Genomic DNA, 18,194 nt, shown 5'->3' with positions numbered 1-18,194 from the left:
TTGGTGAATGGGTGATAAGGTGATGGGGTGATAGGGTTTAGAACAACAAAGACGAGATCCCGTATCAAGTACGGGATGATAACAATAAACTATGAACTATGAACTACAAACAAAAAGCGGGAAGAGTTCTCTTCCCGTTTTTTATTAATTATACATTGTACATTGCTTTTTTTCTGTCATTCTGAACTTGATTTAGAATCTATAAAACATTTTTGCCGTAGGCACTCCGAAATTATAAACTATAAATTGTACATTGTCGTTCTAAATGCTCTTCAAATGTCTTATATCTTTGCCGTGAACCATAAATATTACATCTTCGGCGATATTTGTTGCATGGTCTCCCAACCTTTCAAGACTTTTTGCTATAAACATTAAATCTATTGCTCTTATAAGTGTTGTTTGGTCGGAAGTGTTTGTCATAAAAGCCAACAAATCTTTTATAATTATCCTTTTTAATTCATCAACTTCATCGTCTTTTGATAATACTTTGTCTGCAAGATCGGGATCGTTCAAATTAAAAGCCTGAATACTGTCTCTAACCATATCATTTACGGCTGTAGCCATTTTAGGAATATCGATTAACGGTTTTAAATCGGGATATTTTAAAAGTTCTTCCCCTATCTCGCAAATATTTACAGCTTCATCTCCCATTCTTTCCAAATCGCTGTTTATTCTCATTGCGGATGTTATAAATCTTAAATCTGTTCCTACCGGCTGATTTAATGCAATAAGTTTTAAACATGTATCGTCAACAACTATCTCCGTAAGGTTGGCTTCTCTTTCTCTGTTAAAAACTTCTTTAGACATGGCTAAATCTCTTTTAACTATCATGTCTACCGAAAATTTTATCATTTGCTGAACTATTTCAGCCATATCAACAAGTCTTTTCTTTAAATCGTTCATTTCCAAATCAAAGTGTCTCATATATACCTCCCCTAACTTTAATTTATAACCAACAACACTACTAACTACTTCTTTTAAAATTTTCAAGCGAATGGCTTTTTTGCTTGAAAATGTAAAATTTTAAAAGAACAAACTCTATCCAAATCTTCCCGAAACATAATCATCCGTTTCTTTTTTCGACGGATTAGTAAATATTGTAGATGTTTCGTCAAATTCTATCAAATTTCCCATAAACATATATGCGGTATCATCCGATAATCTTGCTGCCTGTTGCATATTATGTGTTACTATAACAAGTGTATATTTTTGTTTCATTTCCTGCATTAATTCTTCCAAGTTTGTTGTCGATTTCGGATCTAATGCCGAACATGGTTCATCCAATAATATTATTTGAGGCTTTATTGCTATAACTCTTGCAACACAAAGTCTTTGTTGTTGTTCGAGAGATAAATTTAATGCAGACATTTTTAAATTGTTTTTTAAGTCATCCCATAACAAAACATCTTCCAGGCTTTCCTGAACGATTTTTGCTGTTTCTTTTGAACTTTTTACCATTCTGTTTATTTCAAGGCCGAAAGCAATGTTATTATAAATTGATAAAGGAAAAGGATTCGGTCTTTGGAAAACCATACCGACTTCTTTTCTTACTCTGTCAACCTGCATATCTTCACCGTAAATATTTTTACCGTTAATAAGAATTTCTCCGGTAATTCTTACACCGTCAATCGTATCGTTTATTCTGTTTAGTGTTCTGAGTAAAGTGGATTTACCGCAACCGGAAGGACCTATTAAAGCGGTTATCCTGTTTGCTCTGATATCCATATTTATATTTTTCAATGCGTGAAAATCAGAATAATATAAATTTAAATCTTTAATTTGAATTTTTACTTCGCCTTTTTTCTTTACCATTACAATCCCTTAAAGTTATTCTATTTCGAAATTGTACATTGTACATTCTACATTGTACATTGTTAAAAAACGATTAATCGTTTTTTAACCAAACCTTCCCGTAATATAATCTTCCGTCAATTTATTTTTCGGAGTCAAGAAAATATTTTGAGTTTTATCTATTTCTATCAATTCACCCATTAAAAAGAAAGCGGTTCTTGTTCCCACTCTCGATGCCTGTTTAACGTTATTTGTAACTAAAACTATCGTATATTTTTCTTTTAATTTTAACATTGCTTCTTCTACTTTTGCCGTAGATATGGGATCAAGCCCGGAACACGGCTCATCGAACAGAATTACTTCGGGTTCTATTGCTAAAATTCTTGCGATACATAATCTTTGCTGTTGTCCCCCGGACATTTTTATGGCCGAAGAATCCAATCTGTCTTTTACTTCATCCCATAACGATGCATCTCTTAAAGATTGTTCTACAACTTCGTCCATATTCTTTTTGTTCTTTAAACCTAAAACTTTTGGAGCATAGGCGATATTATCGTAGATTGACATCGGTAACGGTATAGGCATTGCAAAAAGCATGCCGATTCTTGTTCTTAATTTTTCCGGATTCATTTCGAAAATATTATCATCGTCAAGAAAAACATCTCCTTTTCTTGAAAACGATACATTCATATCGTTCATTCTGTTTAATGTTCTTAAAAAAGAAGTTTTTCCGCTGTTAGACGGTCCTATAATGGAAAGTATTTCATTTTTCTTAACGGTTAAGTTAAGATTTTTCAATACCTGTTTTCCGCTGTAAAAACAATTAAGATTTTCAACTTTTATTTTATCTACCATTTTCTGATTTTCCTAAAATAAAGTCTTGCAACTATTGCTATCAAACTCATTGATAATACCATCAATAATAATACCAATGCCGTTCCGAAAATTATATTTTTAGGCATATTAGGTATTTGCGTCGATATAATATACAAGTGATACGGCAAAGCCATAACCTGATCGAACATCGATTTCGGTAAATGCGGAACATAAAATGCGGCAGCCGTAAACAATATCGGAGCCGTTTCTCCGGATATTCTTGATATACTTAAAATTGCTCCTGTCATAATTCCGGGCAGAGCATTCGGCAAAACAACTCTTCTTATTGTTTGCCATTTGCTTACACCGAGAGACCAACTTGCTTCTCTGAAAGAATAAGGAACACTGCTTAAAGCTCCCCGAGCGGTTGTTATTATTACAGGTAATTCCATTATAGATAAAGTTAATGCTCCGGCAAGGATAGATACTCCGAAACCGAGTAACATAACAAATATTCCAAGTCCGAATAAACCGTAAACTACCGACGGAACTCCGGCTAAATTAACTATTGCAAGTTTTATTATTCTTGTTAAAAGATTATCTTTTGCATATTCGTTAAGATATATTGCGGCACAAACACCTACAGGCAAAGTAACACATATTGCACAAGATACTATTGCAAGTGTTCCCAATATTGCGGGAAGGATTCCTCCGGCTCTCATACCGTCTTTAGGCATAGTTGTTAAAAATTCCCAAGACAGTGCAGACCAACCGTTCTTAATAATAATAATAATAACGGTAAGAACGGGAACTATTACAATGATAGTTGATATAACCAGCAATGTATAAGCTATTTTTTGTGATAATTTAGGACTTAATTTAAAGTTCATCTCTTTTTATTCAAAAATAAATCCGCTACAAAATTTATTATAAATGTTATTGTAAATAATACTAAACCTATACCGAACAATGCTCTGTAATGAAGTCCGCCTCTGACTGTTTCTCCCATTTCGGCTGCAATGGTTGCCGTTAATGTTCTGACAGGATCAAATATTGAAGACGGAATCGCCGCGGCATTTCCCGTTACCATAAGAACTGCCATAGTTTCTCCTATAACTCTGCCGATTCCAAGCATTACGGCTGCTATTATTCCCGGCATGGCGGCTTTTAAAACAACTCTTCTTATCGTTTGCCATTTTGTTGCACCCAAAGCATAAGCACCTTCCTTATACTGCCATGGAACAGATCTTATTGCATCTTCCGATATTGAAACTATCGTAGGCATAGCCATAAAGCCCAACACTATAGAGCCTGAAAAAGCAGTTAAACCGGTAGGTATATCCAAAACCGAACGAACTAAAGGAACAAGTGTTACCATTCCTACAAAACCAAGCACAACACTCGGAATTGCTGCCATAAGCTCAACTATAGATTTTAAAACGTCTCTGATACCTTTCGGAGCAAGTTCCGCAATAAATAATGCCGTCATAATACCGAAAGGAACCGCAATTATTGCAGCACCTAAAGTAACAAGCAAAGATCCTATTATTAAAGAGAATACTCCGTAAGAGGCAGGATTTGATGTCGGGTACCAATATTTACCGAATATAAAATTAAATACTCCGTATTCTTTAAAAAAAGCAAAACCTTCTTTTAAAAGAAAACCGAATATCAATACAACAAAAACTATTGCAATGATACCGCACAAAAAAATTATTTTTTCTATAATGTAATCAGTTATTTTACTGTTCATTTTTACTGTTGTTGTTTTATTATTTTTGTTACAATTATTCTAATCTTCCAATCTTCTATCCTTCTGTCTTTATAGGTACGAAAGCTGTTTCAACCACAACTTTCTGTCCTTCTTCGGATAATGCGTAATCTATAAAATCTTTTACTATTCCTTTCGGTTCTCCGTTAGTATATAAATATAACGGTCTTGAAATAGGATATCTTCCATACATAACATTTTCTATTGTCGGGTAAAAATATTCTATTGAATTTTGTGCCGATACGGAAAGGGCCTTTGTTTGATCGTTCATAAAACCTATTCCCGCATACCCTATAGCATTTGGGTTTTGATAAATTTCATCAACTATTGCTTGAGAAGAAGGCATAAGTAATGCTTTAGGAGAAAATTCGTCTTTACTGTTAATATCATTTAATCTTATAACGGTTTCTTTAAAAAACATATGAGTTCCGGAATTACTTTCTCTCGATAGTAAAACTATAGGTCTGTCTTCTCCGCCTATTTCTTTCCAATTGGTAATTTTTGCCATAAAGATATCGCGAAGTTGATCGATTGAAATATAATTTATAGGATTATCTTTGTTAACCAAAACGGCTAATCCGTCAAGACCGACAATAAACTCTTTGTAAGTTATATTTTGTTTTTTAGCTAAATTGATTTCGTTTTCTTCAACCTGTCTTGAAGCCATTGCAATATCGCAAGTGTTATTCAACAAAGCGGCAAAACCCGTTCCCGTACCGCCACCGGTAACACCTACATTTTTTCCGTCGTTAATTTGACTGAATTTTTCTGCCCATACCTGAACTAAATTTACTATGGTATCCGAACCTTTTATTTGCATACCGGCATTAACATTCTTTCCCTGTTGATTGGAACAAGAAAAAAGAATGCAAAATACGGCAAGAAACGCAATATGAATTTTAGTATTGTGCATATTGTATCTATTCTATTATTTTATGTATGTTTTTTCAACTGAAAACTGATGATATTTTCGTTAATTACTAATTGCTAATTACTAATTGCTAATTTTAGTTTTAAATTTTGGCTGTCGTTATCGCTTTCTGTGCCTGATATTTTCCCTTTTTGTCCGCATAAGAAGTTTCGCATATTTCGTCCGCGCCTAAAAACAAAAGTTGTCCTATGCCCTCGTTGGCATAAATTTTTACCGGCATGGAACTTATATTTGATATTGCGATTGTCGCATATCCTTCCCATTCCGGTTCAAAAGGTGTTATATTAACCATAATACCGCATCTTGCGTAAGTGGATTTACCGAAAGCTATTGTTATAATGTCTCTCGGAATTCTAAAATATTCTACGGTTTTTGCAAGGACTACGGTTTGCGGTTGTAAAATTATAAAATCATCAACTTTTACATCTTTGAATAAATTCGGATCTATTTTTTTTGGATCAATAAAAGAACCGTCGGTATTTTTCTGCATTATTTTAAATTCGTTGGAAATACGGAAATCGTATCCGTAAGAAGATGTCCCGTAAGAAATTCCTTTTCTGACCTGTTCCGGTTCGAACGGTTCTATCATTTTTTTCTCTATGGCCATTTTCTTTATCCATTTATCACTTTTTGCCATTTTGTTCCCCTCCGATAATATATAAATTTATTTGCTGAATACTCTTATCCTTTATAACATTAAGCATCACGACAGTGCTGTTTGTGTTATTCCATGAGATACCACATGGATATAGGTTACGGTTCTTAATACAAAACCGTAACCTATATAATTTATTTATAAAAATATTTTAGAAACATTTCGAATAACCGCAAGATTTGCAAACTACACAACCTTCGGCAAATTCCAACATTTCTCCGCATTCGGGACATTGAGGACAAGTTCCCTCTGAATTTCCCGTACCTTTAGACTGATATACTTTTACTTCGGTCTTTTTTTCTGTTTTAGGAACGGTAGGAATAGCAGTCGGTTCATTATTAAACAAGTTTGGCATTTCTCTTTCGGAAATATAAGATTCAAGGGCTTTTGCTATAGCATCCGGACAGGAAAGAATTGCTCCGCCTTCCGTAAGTGTAGGAGAAGGACATCTTATTCCTTTCAACTGTTCTATTATTTTTGCAGTATCAACTCTTGATCTTAAAGCTAAGGAAATAAGTCTTGCGATAGCTTCGGATTGTGTTGCCGTACATCCGCCGGATTTACCGAGCTGAGTGAATACTTCAAAAACACCTTCTTTATCTTCGTTTATCGTTACATACATTTTTCCGCAACCTGTATGCATTAACAACGTTGAGCCCATAACTCTCTTCGGTCTGATTCTGGCTTTCTTTACTTCCGCTTCGGCTGCAGCTATCGGTTTTTCTTCTTTTTTATCTTTGTTTGTATTTGCGGATATTAACACTTGGTCTTCTCTTGAACCGTCTCTGTAAACGGTAACACCTTTACAACCCAACTTATAAGATAACATATAAGCTTTGCTTACATCTTCTTTTGTTGCATTGTGTGTAAAATTAACCGTTTTTGATACGGCATTATCAACATATTTTTGGAAAGCAGCCTGCATTCTGATATGATCTTCAGGCAAAATATCGTGAGCCGTAACAAAAACTCTTTTTATTTTTTCTGGAATTTCTTTAATGTGTTGTATAGTTCCTTCTTGTGCTATTTTTGTCATCAATTCTTCGGAATAAATTCCTGCATCTTTTATTGCTTTTTCAAAATAAGGATTGATAATAAACATTTCTGCTTTATCCAAGCAATTTGCTCTCTTATAAACTAAGGCAAACATCGGTTCTACACCGCCGGAAGCATTTGCTATAAGTCCGATTGTTCCTGTAGGTGCAATTGTTGTCGTTGTTGCATTTCTTATAGGATTTCCGTCTTTATATATGCTTTGTTTGAAATTCGGGAAAGCGCCTCTTTTTAATGCTATTTCTTCCGATGCTTTATGAGATTTTTCTTCAATAAAAGACATTACTTTTTCTGCCAACATTACGGCTTCGGGAGAATTATAAGGTTTCTTTAATTGGAACAACATATCCGCCCAACCCATAACACCCAACCCTATTTTTCTGTTGGATCTTGTAATTTCTCCGATTTTAGGTATAGGATAATTGTTCATGTCGATAACATTATCCAAGAAATGAACGGCGGATTTTACGGTTTGTTCCAATCTTTTCCACTCGATTTTATCGTTTTTAACAAAATGAGATAAGTTTATGGAACCTAAATTACAAGCTTCGTAAGGAAGCAACGGTTGTTCTCCGCAAGGATTTGTGGATTCTATCATTCCTATTTCAGGAGTAGGATTTGTGTCGTTCATTCTGTCAATAAACACTATTCCGGGTTCACCGTTTTTCCATGCTTGAGTTACGATTTTATCGAATACTTCTCTTGCTTTTAATCTCCCGGAAACTTCTTTTGTTCTCGGATTATATAAATTATATTCTTCATCATCTTCAACGGCATCCATAAATTCCTTTGTCAATGCAACAGATATGTTAAAGTTGGTAAGATTTGTTGTTATATCTTTACAAGTAATAAATTGCATTATATCCGGGTGGTCGATTCTGAGCATACCCATGTTTGCTCCTCTTCTTGTTCCCCCTTGTTTAATAGCTTCCGTCGCGGCATTAAATACCTGCATAAAAGATACAGGACCGGAAGATACACCGTTTGTTGATTTTACACTATCGTTAGACGGTCTTAATCTTGAAAAAGAAAATCCTGTTCCTCCGCCGGATTTATGAATCAATGCTGTATTTTTTAAAGTTTCGAATATGGAATCCATTGAATCTTCAACAGGCAAAACGAAACATGCTGAAAGTTGTTGTAACGGTCTTCCCGCATTCATCAATGTAGGAGAATTGGGTAAAAAGTCCAAAGAAGACATCATTGTAAAAAATTCTTCTATTACATCGTCAAGTTTTGCATTTTTATCATAAATTTTATCGGCTTGAGCAATATTTTCGGCAACTCTGAAAAACAAATCATTAGGTTCTTCTATAGGATTTCCGTCGTTATCTTTTTTTAGATATCTTTTCGATAAAACCTTCATTGCGTTTTCGTTTAGAGCCGGTTTACTTTTCTCTAACAGCTTTTCCTTTAGTGTAGGCATTTTTCCTCCAAAATATATTAATTTTTTTCTTTATTTTTCTTTGTTTTGTTTTTATCGTGTTCTTTCTTTAATTTCTTTAATTCCGTCATAAAATCATTCATGTCTGCAAATTTATTGTATACGGAAGCAAATCTTATATATGCAACCGTATCTATATCCAATAACTTTTGTAATGTTTTTTGACCTATTACGGAAGACGGTACTTCCATAATATAATCACTTATTTCCGTTTCCACCTCTGAAACCATTTTTTCTATAGTTTCGGTAGAAACAGGTCTTTTTACGCAAGCTCTTGATATAGCAGCCCAAAGCTTTTTCCTGTCAAAAGGTTCTCTTCTGCTGTCCGATTTGATAACCATAAGAGTTATATCTTCCGGTTTTTCATAGGTAGTATATCTTTTTTTACATTGATTACATTGTCTTCTTCTTCTAATAGCTGAAGTGTGTTCTATGGGCCTGGAATCTAAAACTTGACCGTCAAAGCTACCGCAAAAAGGACATTTCATAGTTTAAACCTCATTTTTTGTAATGAAAGTATAATGTTGAATTTATACTATATGTTGTGTTTTGTTGTAATAATATAACATACATATTGATTTTGTCAAGGAAAATTTTCTTGACATTTTGATTTTGTTTTGATATAGGAATTGACTTTTTACAAATAAAAAATGCACCCCTCTTTTTGAGAGGAGTGCATTTTCTTTTGCGAAATTGGTTATGCTGCTCTAAGTATTGCTTTGATATTTTCAAGACTTTCTTCACCGGTTAAGTTACTCATATCTATAATATCTTGTTTTGCATATCCGAGCAATAACAACAATAATCCTTCAAGAACCATGGCTCTTTCTTGAGAGTTTAATTCCGGATTATCGCTTAATGCCGATAAAGTGTTTATTACGGTATCAACTTTGTTTTCAAATCTTCCGTTTAGGATATTGTATACTTCTCTTATCTTTGGTTGGAATTCGGCTCTGAATTTATCAATATCCAATGCTTGTTCCAAGTCTTTATTGATGTCACTTTCTTGGAAGCTTGTTCCTTTTGCTATTCTGTAATTCAATAAAGTTTGCATTAATAAATTGGAATATTCTTCTTTATCGAAAGAAACATCAGTTGCATTTATTTTCTTCAGTTCCGAAGCTTCCAATAATCCTTCTACAAAACCTTTCAATTCATATTTTGATATATTTTCTTTGAAATTTGTTGCAAGCATTGCATTTATTTGTGTAACATCTAGCTTGTCGCTGATATACATTGTACATAAGCTTTGTAAAAGATCCTCATTTATAATAGATTCTCTGTTTATAACAAAATTTCTTCCTTTATTTATTCCTCTCATACTTTGTCCTTCCGGAGTAGTTTCAAATATCGAAGATATAAATTTTGTTATTGATAATCCGTTAAAAGAAAATCCGTCGGAGGTATCTATTGCTTCAAGAATAGGTGAATCAAACGATAACATGGATACTTTATTGTTTTCAAAGAGTGTCGATAATTTCGGTATGGATATAAAACCGTTTTTATCTGCGGAAATATTTATTATCATATTTTCTGTCTTCAAATTTGCAATTCCGACAGATACTAACGGAGAATCGTAGTCCGCAACTAATTTAATGCCTTCATTATTAAAAGTAATTAAAAATTCGGTAGGATAAATATCCGAAGGCATTTTCATTGCTAAAAAGGAACCTACATTTTGTTCGTTTATAATTTTGGAAAGATCGGAAATGAGAGACAATACTTTAGGATTGTTTGCAGATACTCCGCTTTGTGATAAATCGACTTGTAATCCGTCAATTCCGCCGTTTTCTTTAAACTGTTGGAAAGTATCATCAAATGACGATATCCAATTTTCTAATTCTTGTATTGTCATATTATTAAGATCAAAAGTATAATTAAACATTACTTTTAACCCGTTATCATGTGCAGCTTGCAATAAACCTTTTAAAGCTTGTGATTTGTCTTGCAATAATTTATCATCGGCAGATATTATTATTGTTGTTACTCCTTGAGCTACAAGTCTGCTAATATCTTCCTGACCGAAACCGTCGATCTGTTCGGAAGATAAATTTGATGCAACAAGTGAAGGTTTAATAAACATATTGTCTGTTTGTTTCTTCTTTGCTTTTAATGCATCCGTAAATAAACTTAGTACAGCTTTTCCCACACCTACCGTAGAAAACATTCCCTTTGCCGATTCTTCAACATCTGTTGTTACTATATCTCTATTTAAATTTTCAGGTAAATCCAATATTTTAATTGTTTTTTGAGAATTATCGTTTATATGCTGTAGCATTGCTATCAATGCATCTTGTTCCGTAATATTGCTTATATTTACCGTTTGTCCGTATGAATTATCATCATATCCGTAAACAGTCAAATTATTATTTGGTTTGGACATTAAACAGAATGCTAAATCTCCGTCTGCGGTGGAAATTCTTGAATTTGTTTCTTGTATCAAAGAAGTTTCTCCTACTAACACTAAATTAACTTTTATTCCGGAATTTGAAAGCAATTCTGCTTCTTTTATTCTTGCCAAGTCGGTTGCATTTGCAACAATTGTATATTCCATATTATCCTTGAATAAAACAGAATATGTTAATCTTTGCAATGCTTTAATTGAATTTAGAACCGTTTTTTCAAACAGCTCAAAATTTGCTTGCAGGAATTTTGATTGCGTTTCAATTGCATTATTTATCGCATCGATAAGAGTTTGTCCTCCATTTTCGGTAACAAAACCTACCAATTTAGATGAAAGTTCTTTATCTCCTTTTGTTTCATCGAATATTCTTACAATCGGTTCCGTTCCGGAAGGTCTTATCAATAACCAAGCTCCGTTTTCAAATATTATTTTTATTCCGTCGTTAGTTCTTATTTCTTGAATAACCAATCCTTTATCTATACCCGCAAATAAATTCTTTATGGTGTCGGAATTTGCATTTTGTTTTATCTTTAATAAGGTTGACATTAAATTTTCTTGTTTCTTTTTGGCTTCGGCACTTATTTTTTCCGGGGTATCGAATTTACTGTCATTTGCAACAATTTCTCTGAACTTAATGGTTGTTTCTATACCTTGAGGTGCATAAGAAATATCAGAATATATTTCGGATAAAACATCACTGGGTTGTTTACTGTTTTCAACCAAAACAAATAGTAACATTATGTTTGCCAAGAATCCACACTTATCATATATCCATTCCGCTATTGATATTCCGCCGGAAGATTCAACACCTAACAAGAATAAGTCTCCGTTATTTTCCGCATCATGTTTTGCTTGAGCAAAATATTTAAAACCTACGTTTACTTCTTTTACATCAACACAATTTTTAAATTGTTCCAACAGTTCCGAATCCAAATTGAAAGCTTTTAATTTGTCGAAATAGTCTGAAACTAATTTATCTGCTAAATCATCAAGCACATGTGTTGTTGCACAGTTTCTCGGAACAATCAATTTCCTTTCCAAGAATTTTTTTAATATTTCGTTTTGTCTTGTTTTGTTTTCTTGTGCGGCATTGATTTCGGAAATTAAATTGTCAAATAAAGTTTGTAATCTGAAATTCAAAAGAATCGTTCCGATTTCGTTTGCCGTTACAAAGTTGCCATCTTTATCAACTACGGCAAATCTGTCTCCGTCAACATCGGTTGATATACCTAAAAGATTATCTTCTGTTATCGATTTTACTTTTTCTCTTAATTGTTTTGTGTTTTCAAAAGACGGTTCCGGTTTTTGTCCTCCGAATGTAGGATCAACCGTATCATTTATCATAACTATATTAAAGCCGAAGAATTTTAATATTTCATAATAATATTTTTTTGTCGCTCCGTTTTTAGGATCTACAACTATTGTCCATTCTTTTGCTTTCTGTCTGAAATTTTTAAGACTTGCATCATTATCTATTCCAAAAACACCGGTTATCATTTTCTTGAACGCTTCTATAAAAGTCGTTTTTACATCTATAGATGTTATTTTGTCGGACTCTTTTACTATATTTATTTCAGGGTCTGTATTTGCCGCAAGTTGGTCTTGAATACTTTTTATTTCATTTTCAATCATTGTTGTAACATCGGTGCCGGCTTGTCCTCCGTCTCCCAATGTTATCTTATAACCGTTATGTTCTTTCGGATTATGACTTGCAGTAATATTTATCGATAAAGTAAATCCTTTTGCACGGGTATAATAAGAAATTGTCGGGCTTGGTATATCGTCACTGCTTATTACAACATTTATATCGTTTGCCGCAAGTATTTTTGAAACAATTTCGGCAAACTGTTTGGATAAAAATCTTGAATCTCCTCCTACAAGAATTTTGACATCTTTCGGTTCTATATTTTGTTTATCGGCAATAGCGGATATAACGTTTGATATAGCTTGTGTTATTATCACCATATCTAAGAAGTCTACTTCTTCCCCCATTATACCTCTTACACCGGCAGTTCCGAATTTTATTTGCTCTGTTTTTGAATATATAGCCTGCGGAATATTTCCGTTTCTCAATTCTAAATATTGAGAAAGTAATTTTTCTATATATTTTTCGTTAAAACCGGCTTTTGCCATAACTTCGACGGCAGAGATTAGTTCAACATCGTTTGGAGAATCCGTTAATTGTGAAAGTAATTTTTGTAAGTTTGTTTGTTCTTCTTGTATAGATGTTTTTGCTTTTTTTGTTGCGGAAATAATATTTGCTGCTGTATTTGCCGCCATAGTCGGAACAGTAGCACTTGCTAAAGTTTTTAATATGAAATTTACCATGTTACTTGTGGAACTGTCGGATTTAACATCTTCACCTTTTAAAGATTTAAAAGTTTCTTTCGCATTTACTTTTCCTAATTGAACACCCATTTGATCAAACGCATTTACATTCCAAATTATTCCCAATGTTGCAACCATATCTTCATATAAAGCTGTTAACGCTCCCAAAGTTCTCGGAGTAAGTTTGTCGAACATCATTATGGTAGAAGGTCTGTTACCGTCGAAAATTTTTGCTTTTGCATCTTCTCTTGCGGCTTGTTCATCAAGACCTTCTTCCATCAATTTTGCTACAGTCTCTTCATAAGTTCTTCCGAAAGCCATGGCACTTGCTTGAGCTAACATATTTGCAAGCAGTCTCTTATGAGATTCTTGCATTGTTTCGTCCGTTATTGTATCGCTTGTTTGTGCAAAACCTATAAAATCCACAGGAATAATGTCAGTTCCCTGATGATGTTCCTGTAAATAAGAATGCTGAGCATCCGTACCTGCAGTCCCGTAAATTTCCGAACCGGTAGAATAGTCCGTTATTCTGTTACCTTGTATATCAACGGATTTTCCTAAACTTTCCATATAAACTTGTTGAATATGAGAAGTGAATAATTTTAAATATCTGTTATAAGGTAATATGGCATATGCATTTCTGTTTAAGAAGTTTCTTTCCAATACATTAAGAATGGCCATTAAAACGGGTATATTTTGTGTAATATCATCGGTTTTAAAGTTTTCGTCTATTTCATTTGCACCGGATAGAAATTCTATAAAATTATCAAATCCTACCGAACACATTAAAGGAAGACCTACAGCAGACCAAACAGAAAATCTGCCGCCTACCCAATTCCAAAATTCAAACATGTTATTTGTATCTATACCGAACTCTGAAACTTTTTCTTTGTTTGTAGATACGGCAACAAAATGTTTTGCTATTACTTCCGGATTTGTTCCGAGATTATCTGTTATCCATTTTTTTGCCAAAGTTGCATTTGTGATGGTTTCTTCCGTAGTAAATGTTTTTGATTCTATAATAAATAATGTTGTCTCGGGATTTAAACCTAAAGCATTTAATGTCGAATCTATATCGTTTGGATCAACATTAGATACGAAATGAACATTAGGACCTTTTCTAAATGTTGATAATGCCTCTGTAGCCATTCTCGGTCCTAAATCGGAACCGCCGATACCTATGCTTACTACATCGGTTATAGTCTTTCCCGTAACACCTTTCCACTGTCCCGAAATAATTTTATCGGAAAAACCTTTCATTTGATTTAAAACTCTTACTACATCAGGCATAACATCTTTTCCGTCAACATATATAGGAGCTTTTGCTTTTATTCTACCGTTTTTGTCTGTGGTAATATTTCTCAAAGCACTATGAAGAACGGATCTTTGTTCCGTAAGATTATAAGTTTCACCGGAAAGCATACTGTTTCTTCTTTGCTCGAATTGTGCTTCTTTTAACAAATCTTCAAAAAGTTTGAGCATGTCATCATCAATATTTGTTTTAGAAAAATCAAACAGTAAAGTTTGACCTTTTCCTAAATCCAACGTTCTTGAAAAAGTTGTTCCTCTGTCTTTATCTTTAGAGAATAAGTCTCTTATAGACTTCATGTTCTTTTTTACATATCCTGCTATTTTTCCGAAAGATTGCGAGGAAGTAAGTCCCTTATATACTATTTCTTCTACAGTTGCAGTTCCGTTTTTTTCTAAAGATTCCAAAATATCGTTTTTGTTTTCTCTGTTAACAGCTCTGTAATTGTAATAGCCTCCTCTTATTTCATTTCTTTCTTTTGCTTTAATTATTGCAAGAACGGCTTGCTCTTTTGCTTTTTTCTCGTCGGCAGCATAAACATATTGATATGCTTCTAATCCCGGCCTGTCATTAAAATTAGAGATTACAACTCTGTAAGTCTTTTCTCCTTGTTTCGGTTGTCCGATTTGTTGAGGAACAACATTATCGTTTAAAACCGGTGCATTGTCGGCTTTTACATTTTTTATTATTTCCGGTAATTTAGAATCGTCATACATATCGGATATTGCCGCAGCAATAGTCGTTATATTGTCTTGTGAAAATTTTAAATTTTCAAACATTCCGCCTGCAAGAATTCCTTTTTCCGTAGCCATACATATTTGATAAATTAATTCAAACATAGCTTGTCTCGGAGATTTTGCATACACTGTTTGAAATGCCGCCAGTTCTGCAGTATCATTTATCCCCGGCATTATTATGTTAAATTTGTATTCCCCTCGCTTCGGTTGTCTCATTACAAAAGGTTTATTTGTTTTCTTTGAAACAACAGTCTTTTTTACCGTTACTTCTTCCCGAGAAACTTCGGTTACAAGTTTATCCGTTGTAATTCCTCTTTCCTTTAAATTCTGTCTTATCAAAAACATTGCCAGGTTCATTTGACTTCTATCTAATTTGCAATCGGCTAAAATTTGTTCGGCTGCTTTTCTGACAGCATTATTAAAAGCTTTTGCTTTCGTGGGAGCGGTTGTAGTAAGAAAATTATTGTCACCATCTTTAGTGTTATAATTTACGAGCATGCCGTTTATTTTAAAATATACATTGAATTTAACCTGATATGTTTTTTGTTCGGCTTTTGTAAGCAAAGAATCAATGTTTTTAGATAAATTATATACATTAATATTATATTCTTTATGTCTTTTTGCTCCTGCAATTTTTGCTGCAAGTTGTGCTATTGAATGTATTCCGAAATATCCGAAAACTTTTTCGTAAGCTTCGTTCATCGCATCTATTACGGATGTTACGGCATTATTTAATCCTATGGATACTTCTTCTTGTTCGCCGTAATATTCATGTTCCTGTAAGAACTTTTCTCTTGCGGCTTCTTGTCTGTCATCTATTCTCCCGAGAATTTCTTCCATAAAAATATTGTCGAAATCTTTTTGTTCCGATATTGCAACCAAAGATTCTCTTATATTTATCAAACCTAATTTTGTCAGAAATTTATACCAAATTTTATTTCTAACACTTTCATTTGTTAAAGCTTGTCCGAGAATATCTTTTTCAACGGTTCCTTCTAAAGCATTTCTTAAATTTTCATTTTCTATTTTTTTGAGGTTCTCTCTGATTTTTTGTTTTGCTTCTATTGTCGATACCGGAGCCATATTTTCTGAAAGGGCTCTTATGTTTTCTCTGTTAAGTCTGTTTAATTCTTGTATATCAATAACAATATCTGCGGCTAATTGTGCCTGTTGTTGGGACAAGGTTTCAACAGGTTCTTGTTGTTCTACTCTAAGTTCGTTTAAAGAAATAATTTCGCCGGAAATATATTCTATTTCAACTCCGTTACCTACCGGTCTTATTTCTCTTATAGAACCTTTATTTAACATATCTATTACTTCGGTAACAGGTCTGTTTGCAAAAGTTGTGTTTGTTATGTCATATTGTTCATTGAAAATATTTTCATATAAAAATTCGGCTTTAGTCGTTTCTTCGGTTATGTTAGGCGTTATTACTACATAATTTACATTTTCTTCTTCTAATAATTTATTAAATCCGTAAGTATGGAAACCGCCGGTTATAACAACATGAATTTTTCTTCCTTTTGCTATTGCATCTAAAATTTTATCTTTATGGTTAATTAATGAATTTCTTATTCTTAATCCCTTTGTTGCTTGATTAGGTGTTTTTCCCAATAAATTCTTTACGAATACTCTGTTTCTTTCAAGATTATTATTATAAAAATCATCAGCTAAATTAAAATATTGTGTTAAATCGGTTAAATTATCGATATCAATGTATTTTTCCCACAATAGTTTAAATTTTTTTGAATTTTCCGAAAATTCTTCATGTTCTTTTGCCGTCATTTTGTTAGTCAAATAATGAGACAAACTTTCCAACTGATTTTTTAAGAAGAAAATATCCTTTTCGGCTTGAGTCGTTGTGTATTTATCGTTTAATTCTTGAACAAATGTTTTTTCATCATTAGCTAAATTGATTGTGTTTATATTTTGGTTTAATATCAAATATTCAAAGAAAAGATTTGTGTTTGAATATTTTTTGTCGGACAAGATACCTAAATCTTTTGCTTTTTTCAATAAATCGAAATAGAATTCAACTTCAAACTCTTTTTTTGTTGTTTTTTCCGCTAAGGTTTTATATTCGGCGAAATTTAATTTTTCTTTCAATTGTATCAATATTTCTTTTATTTCGTTATTTAACTTTTTTTGGTCGAATGTTTTTTGTTTTGATATAACTTTTGCAAAACTAATAATGCTTTTATATTTAGAAAGGTTTATATTCGTTTTTTGAGCTTTTTCCAATAAAAACTCAATATATTTATCTGTTTTTATTTTACCTTCTTTATAATTTTTAACAACCTTATTTATTTTTTTGTTTTCTTTGGAATAATATTGTTCGGCTTTTTTATCGAAGAGATTATTTAATATCGATAAATATTGTCTTATCTCGTTTCCTTTATTATAAATATCGTTTAATTTTTTAAAGTTTTCGGTATATAGAGATTTATCTTCCAATCCTTTCAATATTGTGTCTTTTTTCGATTGTACCGCAAATAATTCTCCTCCCGACAATCTTCCGTTCATTAACAAATTATCCAATACTTTTTGTTTCGTTTTAGCATCTTGTATATCGGATAACCATTTTGTATTTAATGTTTTGGATGCACCTTCAACATATATGTCTTTTAAATCGAAATTTTTATCCAATATGGATAAAATGGAACTTATATTTCTTTGTGTTTGTTCATGGGAATGAAGATCTTGAATATTTATTATAATGTCCCCGGAGCTGTTTGAATAATAAGCATCGGTTATTCTGCCCAAATTGAAAGGAATTAGTGTATTAGTCGGTAAATTTGTCGGCACGGATACATTCGATATCGGCATTGCCGCATAAACCGATTGTGCCGATATTATGGAAAATATAAAACATATCGATGTAAATATCGCAGTAACCTTTTTTAAAGAAAAGTTTTTAAATTTTTTCTTTACACTTTTTAAAATATTCATTTTTTT

Annotated in this window: 10 protein-coding genes; all 10 read right to left on the bottom strand. The window is 32.9% G+C overall.

The features are described 5' to 3' along the window. Nucleotides 1-261: 261 nt before the first annotated feature. The 10 genes from phoU to pgi all read right to left on the bottom strand — a co-directional run bounded on the left by phoU (nt 262) and on the right by pgi (nt 18,188). Entirely contained in the window at nt 262-924 is a 663-nt protein-coding gene (gene phoU, locus B2Y85_RS03140; RefSeq protein WP_372519021.1) for a phosphate signaling complex protein PhoU, read from the bottom strand. Between the two features lie 114 nt (nt 925-1,038). After that, complete coding sequence (gene pstB / locus B2Y85_RS03135) at nt 1,039-1,812, bottom strand: phosphate ABC transporter ATP-binding protein PstB (RefSeq protein ID WP_372519020.1); 774 nt, start codon at nt 1,810-1,812, stop codon at nt 1,039-1,041. Between the two features lie 84 nt (nt 1,813-1,896). Beyond that, nucleotides 1,897-2,646, bottom strand: coding sequence for a phosphate ABC transporter ATP-binding protein PstB (gene pstB, locus B2Y85_RS03130; protein ID WP_372519019.1), 750 nt, complete (start codon nt 2,644-2,646; stop codon nt 1,897-1,899). Further along, complete coding sequence (gene pstA / locus B2Y85_RS03125) at nt 2,640-3,497, bottom strand: phosphate ABC transporter permease PstA (RefSeq protein WP_372519018.1); 858 nt, start codon at nt 3,495-3,497, stop codon at nt 2,640-2,642. The genes pstB (B2Y85_RS03130) and pstA overlap by 7 nt, the downstream gene beginning before the upstream one ends. Then, nucleotides 3,494-4,360 (bottom strand): phosphate ABC transporter permease subunit PstC, encoded by an 867-nt coding sequence (gene pstC / locus B2Y85_RS03120; RefSeq protein ID WP_372519017.1) that lies wholly within the window; start codon nt 4,358-4,360, stop codon nt 3,494-3,496. Before pstC ends, pstA begins: the two co-directional genes overlap by 4 nt. A gap of 55 nt (nt 4,361-4,415) precedes the next feature. After that, entirely contained in the window at nt 4,416-5,291 is an 876-nt protein-coding gene (locus B2Y85_RS03115; protein WP_372519016.1) for a phosphate ABC transporter substrate-binding protein, read from the bottom strand. Nucleotides 5,292-5,391: 100 nt separating this feature from the next. Next, entirely contained in the window at nt 5,392-5,946 is a 555-nt protein-coding gene (dcd, locus tag B2Y85_RS03110) for a dCTP deaminase (RefSeq protein WP_372519015.1), read from the bottom strand. A gap of 169 nt (nt 5,947-6,115) precedes the next feature. Continuing rightward, complete coding sequence (locus B2Y85_RS03105) at nt 6,116-8,443, bottom strand: vitamin B12-dependent ribonucleotide reductase (RefSeq protein ID WP_372519014.1); 2,328 nt, start codon at nt 8,441-8,443, stop codon at nt 6,116-6,118. Between the two features lie 17 nt (nt 8,444-8,460). Then, nucleotides 8,461-8,949 carry a transcriptional regulator NrdR gene (gene nrdR, locus B2Y85_RS03100; RefSeq protein WP_372519013.1) on the bottom strand — a complete coding sequence of 163 codons (489 nt, stop codon included), beginning with the start codon at nt 8,947-8,949 and terminating at the stop codon, nt 8,461-8,463. A gap of 209 nt (nt 8,950-9,158) precedes the next feature. Beyond that, nucleotides 9,159-18,188: a glucose-6-phosphate isomerase gene (gene pgi, locus B2Y85_RS03095; protein WP_372519012.1), complete on the bottom strand. Its 9,030-nt coding sequence runs from the start codon at nt 18,186-18,188 to the stop codon at nt 9,159-9,161. Between the last annotated feature and the right edge of the window lie 6 nt (nt 18,189-18,194).

Origin of the sequence: Candidatus Ruminimicrobiellum ovillum (assembly GCF_002392975.1) — a bacterium.
Classification (GTDB): domain Bacteria; phylum Elusimicrobiota; class Endomicrobiia; order Endomicrobiales; family Endomicrobiaceae; genus Ruminimicrobiellum; species Ruminimicrobiellum ovillum.
The sequence above is the reverse complement of the archived record's forward strand: the minus strand, read 5'-3'. Positions and strand labels throughout refer to the sequence as shown.

What these genes read in the sequence shown, in the direction of transcription:
- phoU (WP_372519021.1), bottom strand. Translation starts at nt 924, where the DNA reads ATGAGACACTTTGATTTGGAAATGAACGATTTAAAGAAAAGACTTGTT.
- pstB (WP_372519020.1), bottom strand. Translation starts at nt 1,812, where the DNA reads ATGGTAAAGAAAAAAGGCGAAGTAAAAATTCAAATTAAAGATTTAAAT.
- pstB (WP_372519019.1), bottom strand. Translation starts at nt 2,646, where the DNA reads ATGGTAGATAAAATAAAAGTTGAAAATCTTAATTGTTTTTACAGCGGA.
- pstA (WP_372519018.1), bottom strand. Translation starts at nt 3,497, where the DNA reads ATGAACTTTAAATTAAGTCCTAAATTATCACAAAAAATAGCTTATACA.
- pstC (WP_372519017.1), bottom strand. Translation starts at nt 4,360, where the DNA reads ATGAACAGTAAAATAACTGATTACATTATAGAAAAAATAATTTTTTTG.
- B2Y85_RS03115 (WP_372519016.1), bottom strand. Translation starts at nt 5,291, where the DNA reads ATGCACAATACTAAAATTCATATTGCGTTTCTTGCCGTATTTTGCATT.
- dcd (WP_372519015.1), bottom strand. Translation starts at nt 5,946, where the DNA reads ATGGCAAAAAGTGATAAATGGATAAAGAAAATGGCCATAGAGAAAAAA.
- B2Y85_RS03105 (WP_372519014.1), bottom strand. Translation starts at nt 8,443, where the DNA reads ATGCCTACACTAAAGGAAAAGCTGTTAGAGAAAAGTAAACCGGCTCTA.
- nrdR (WP_372519013.1), bottom strand. Translation starts at nt 8,949, where the DNA reads ATGAAATGTCCTTTTTGCGGTAGCTTTGACGGTCAAGTTTTAGATTCC.
- pgi (WP_372519012.1), bottom strand. Translation starts at nt 18,188, where the DNA reads ATGAATATTTTAAAAAGTGTAAAGAAAAAATTTAAAAACTTTTCTTTA.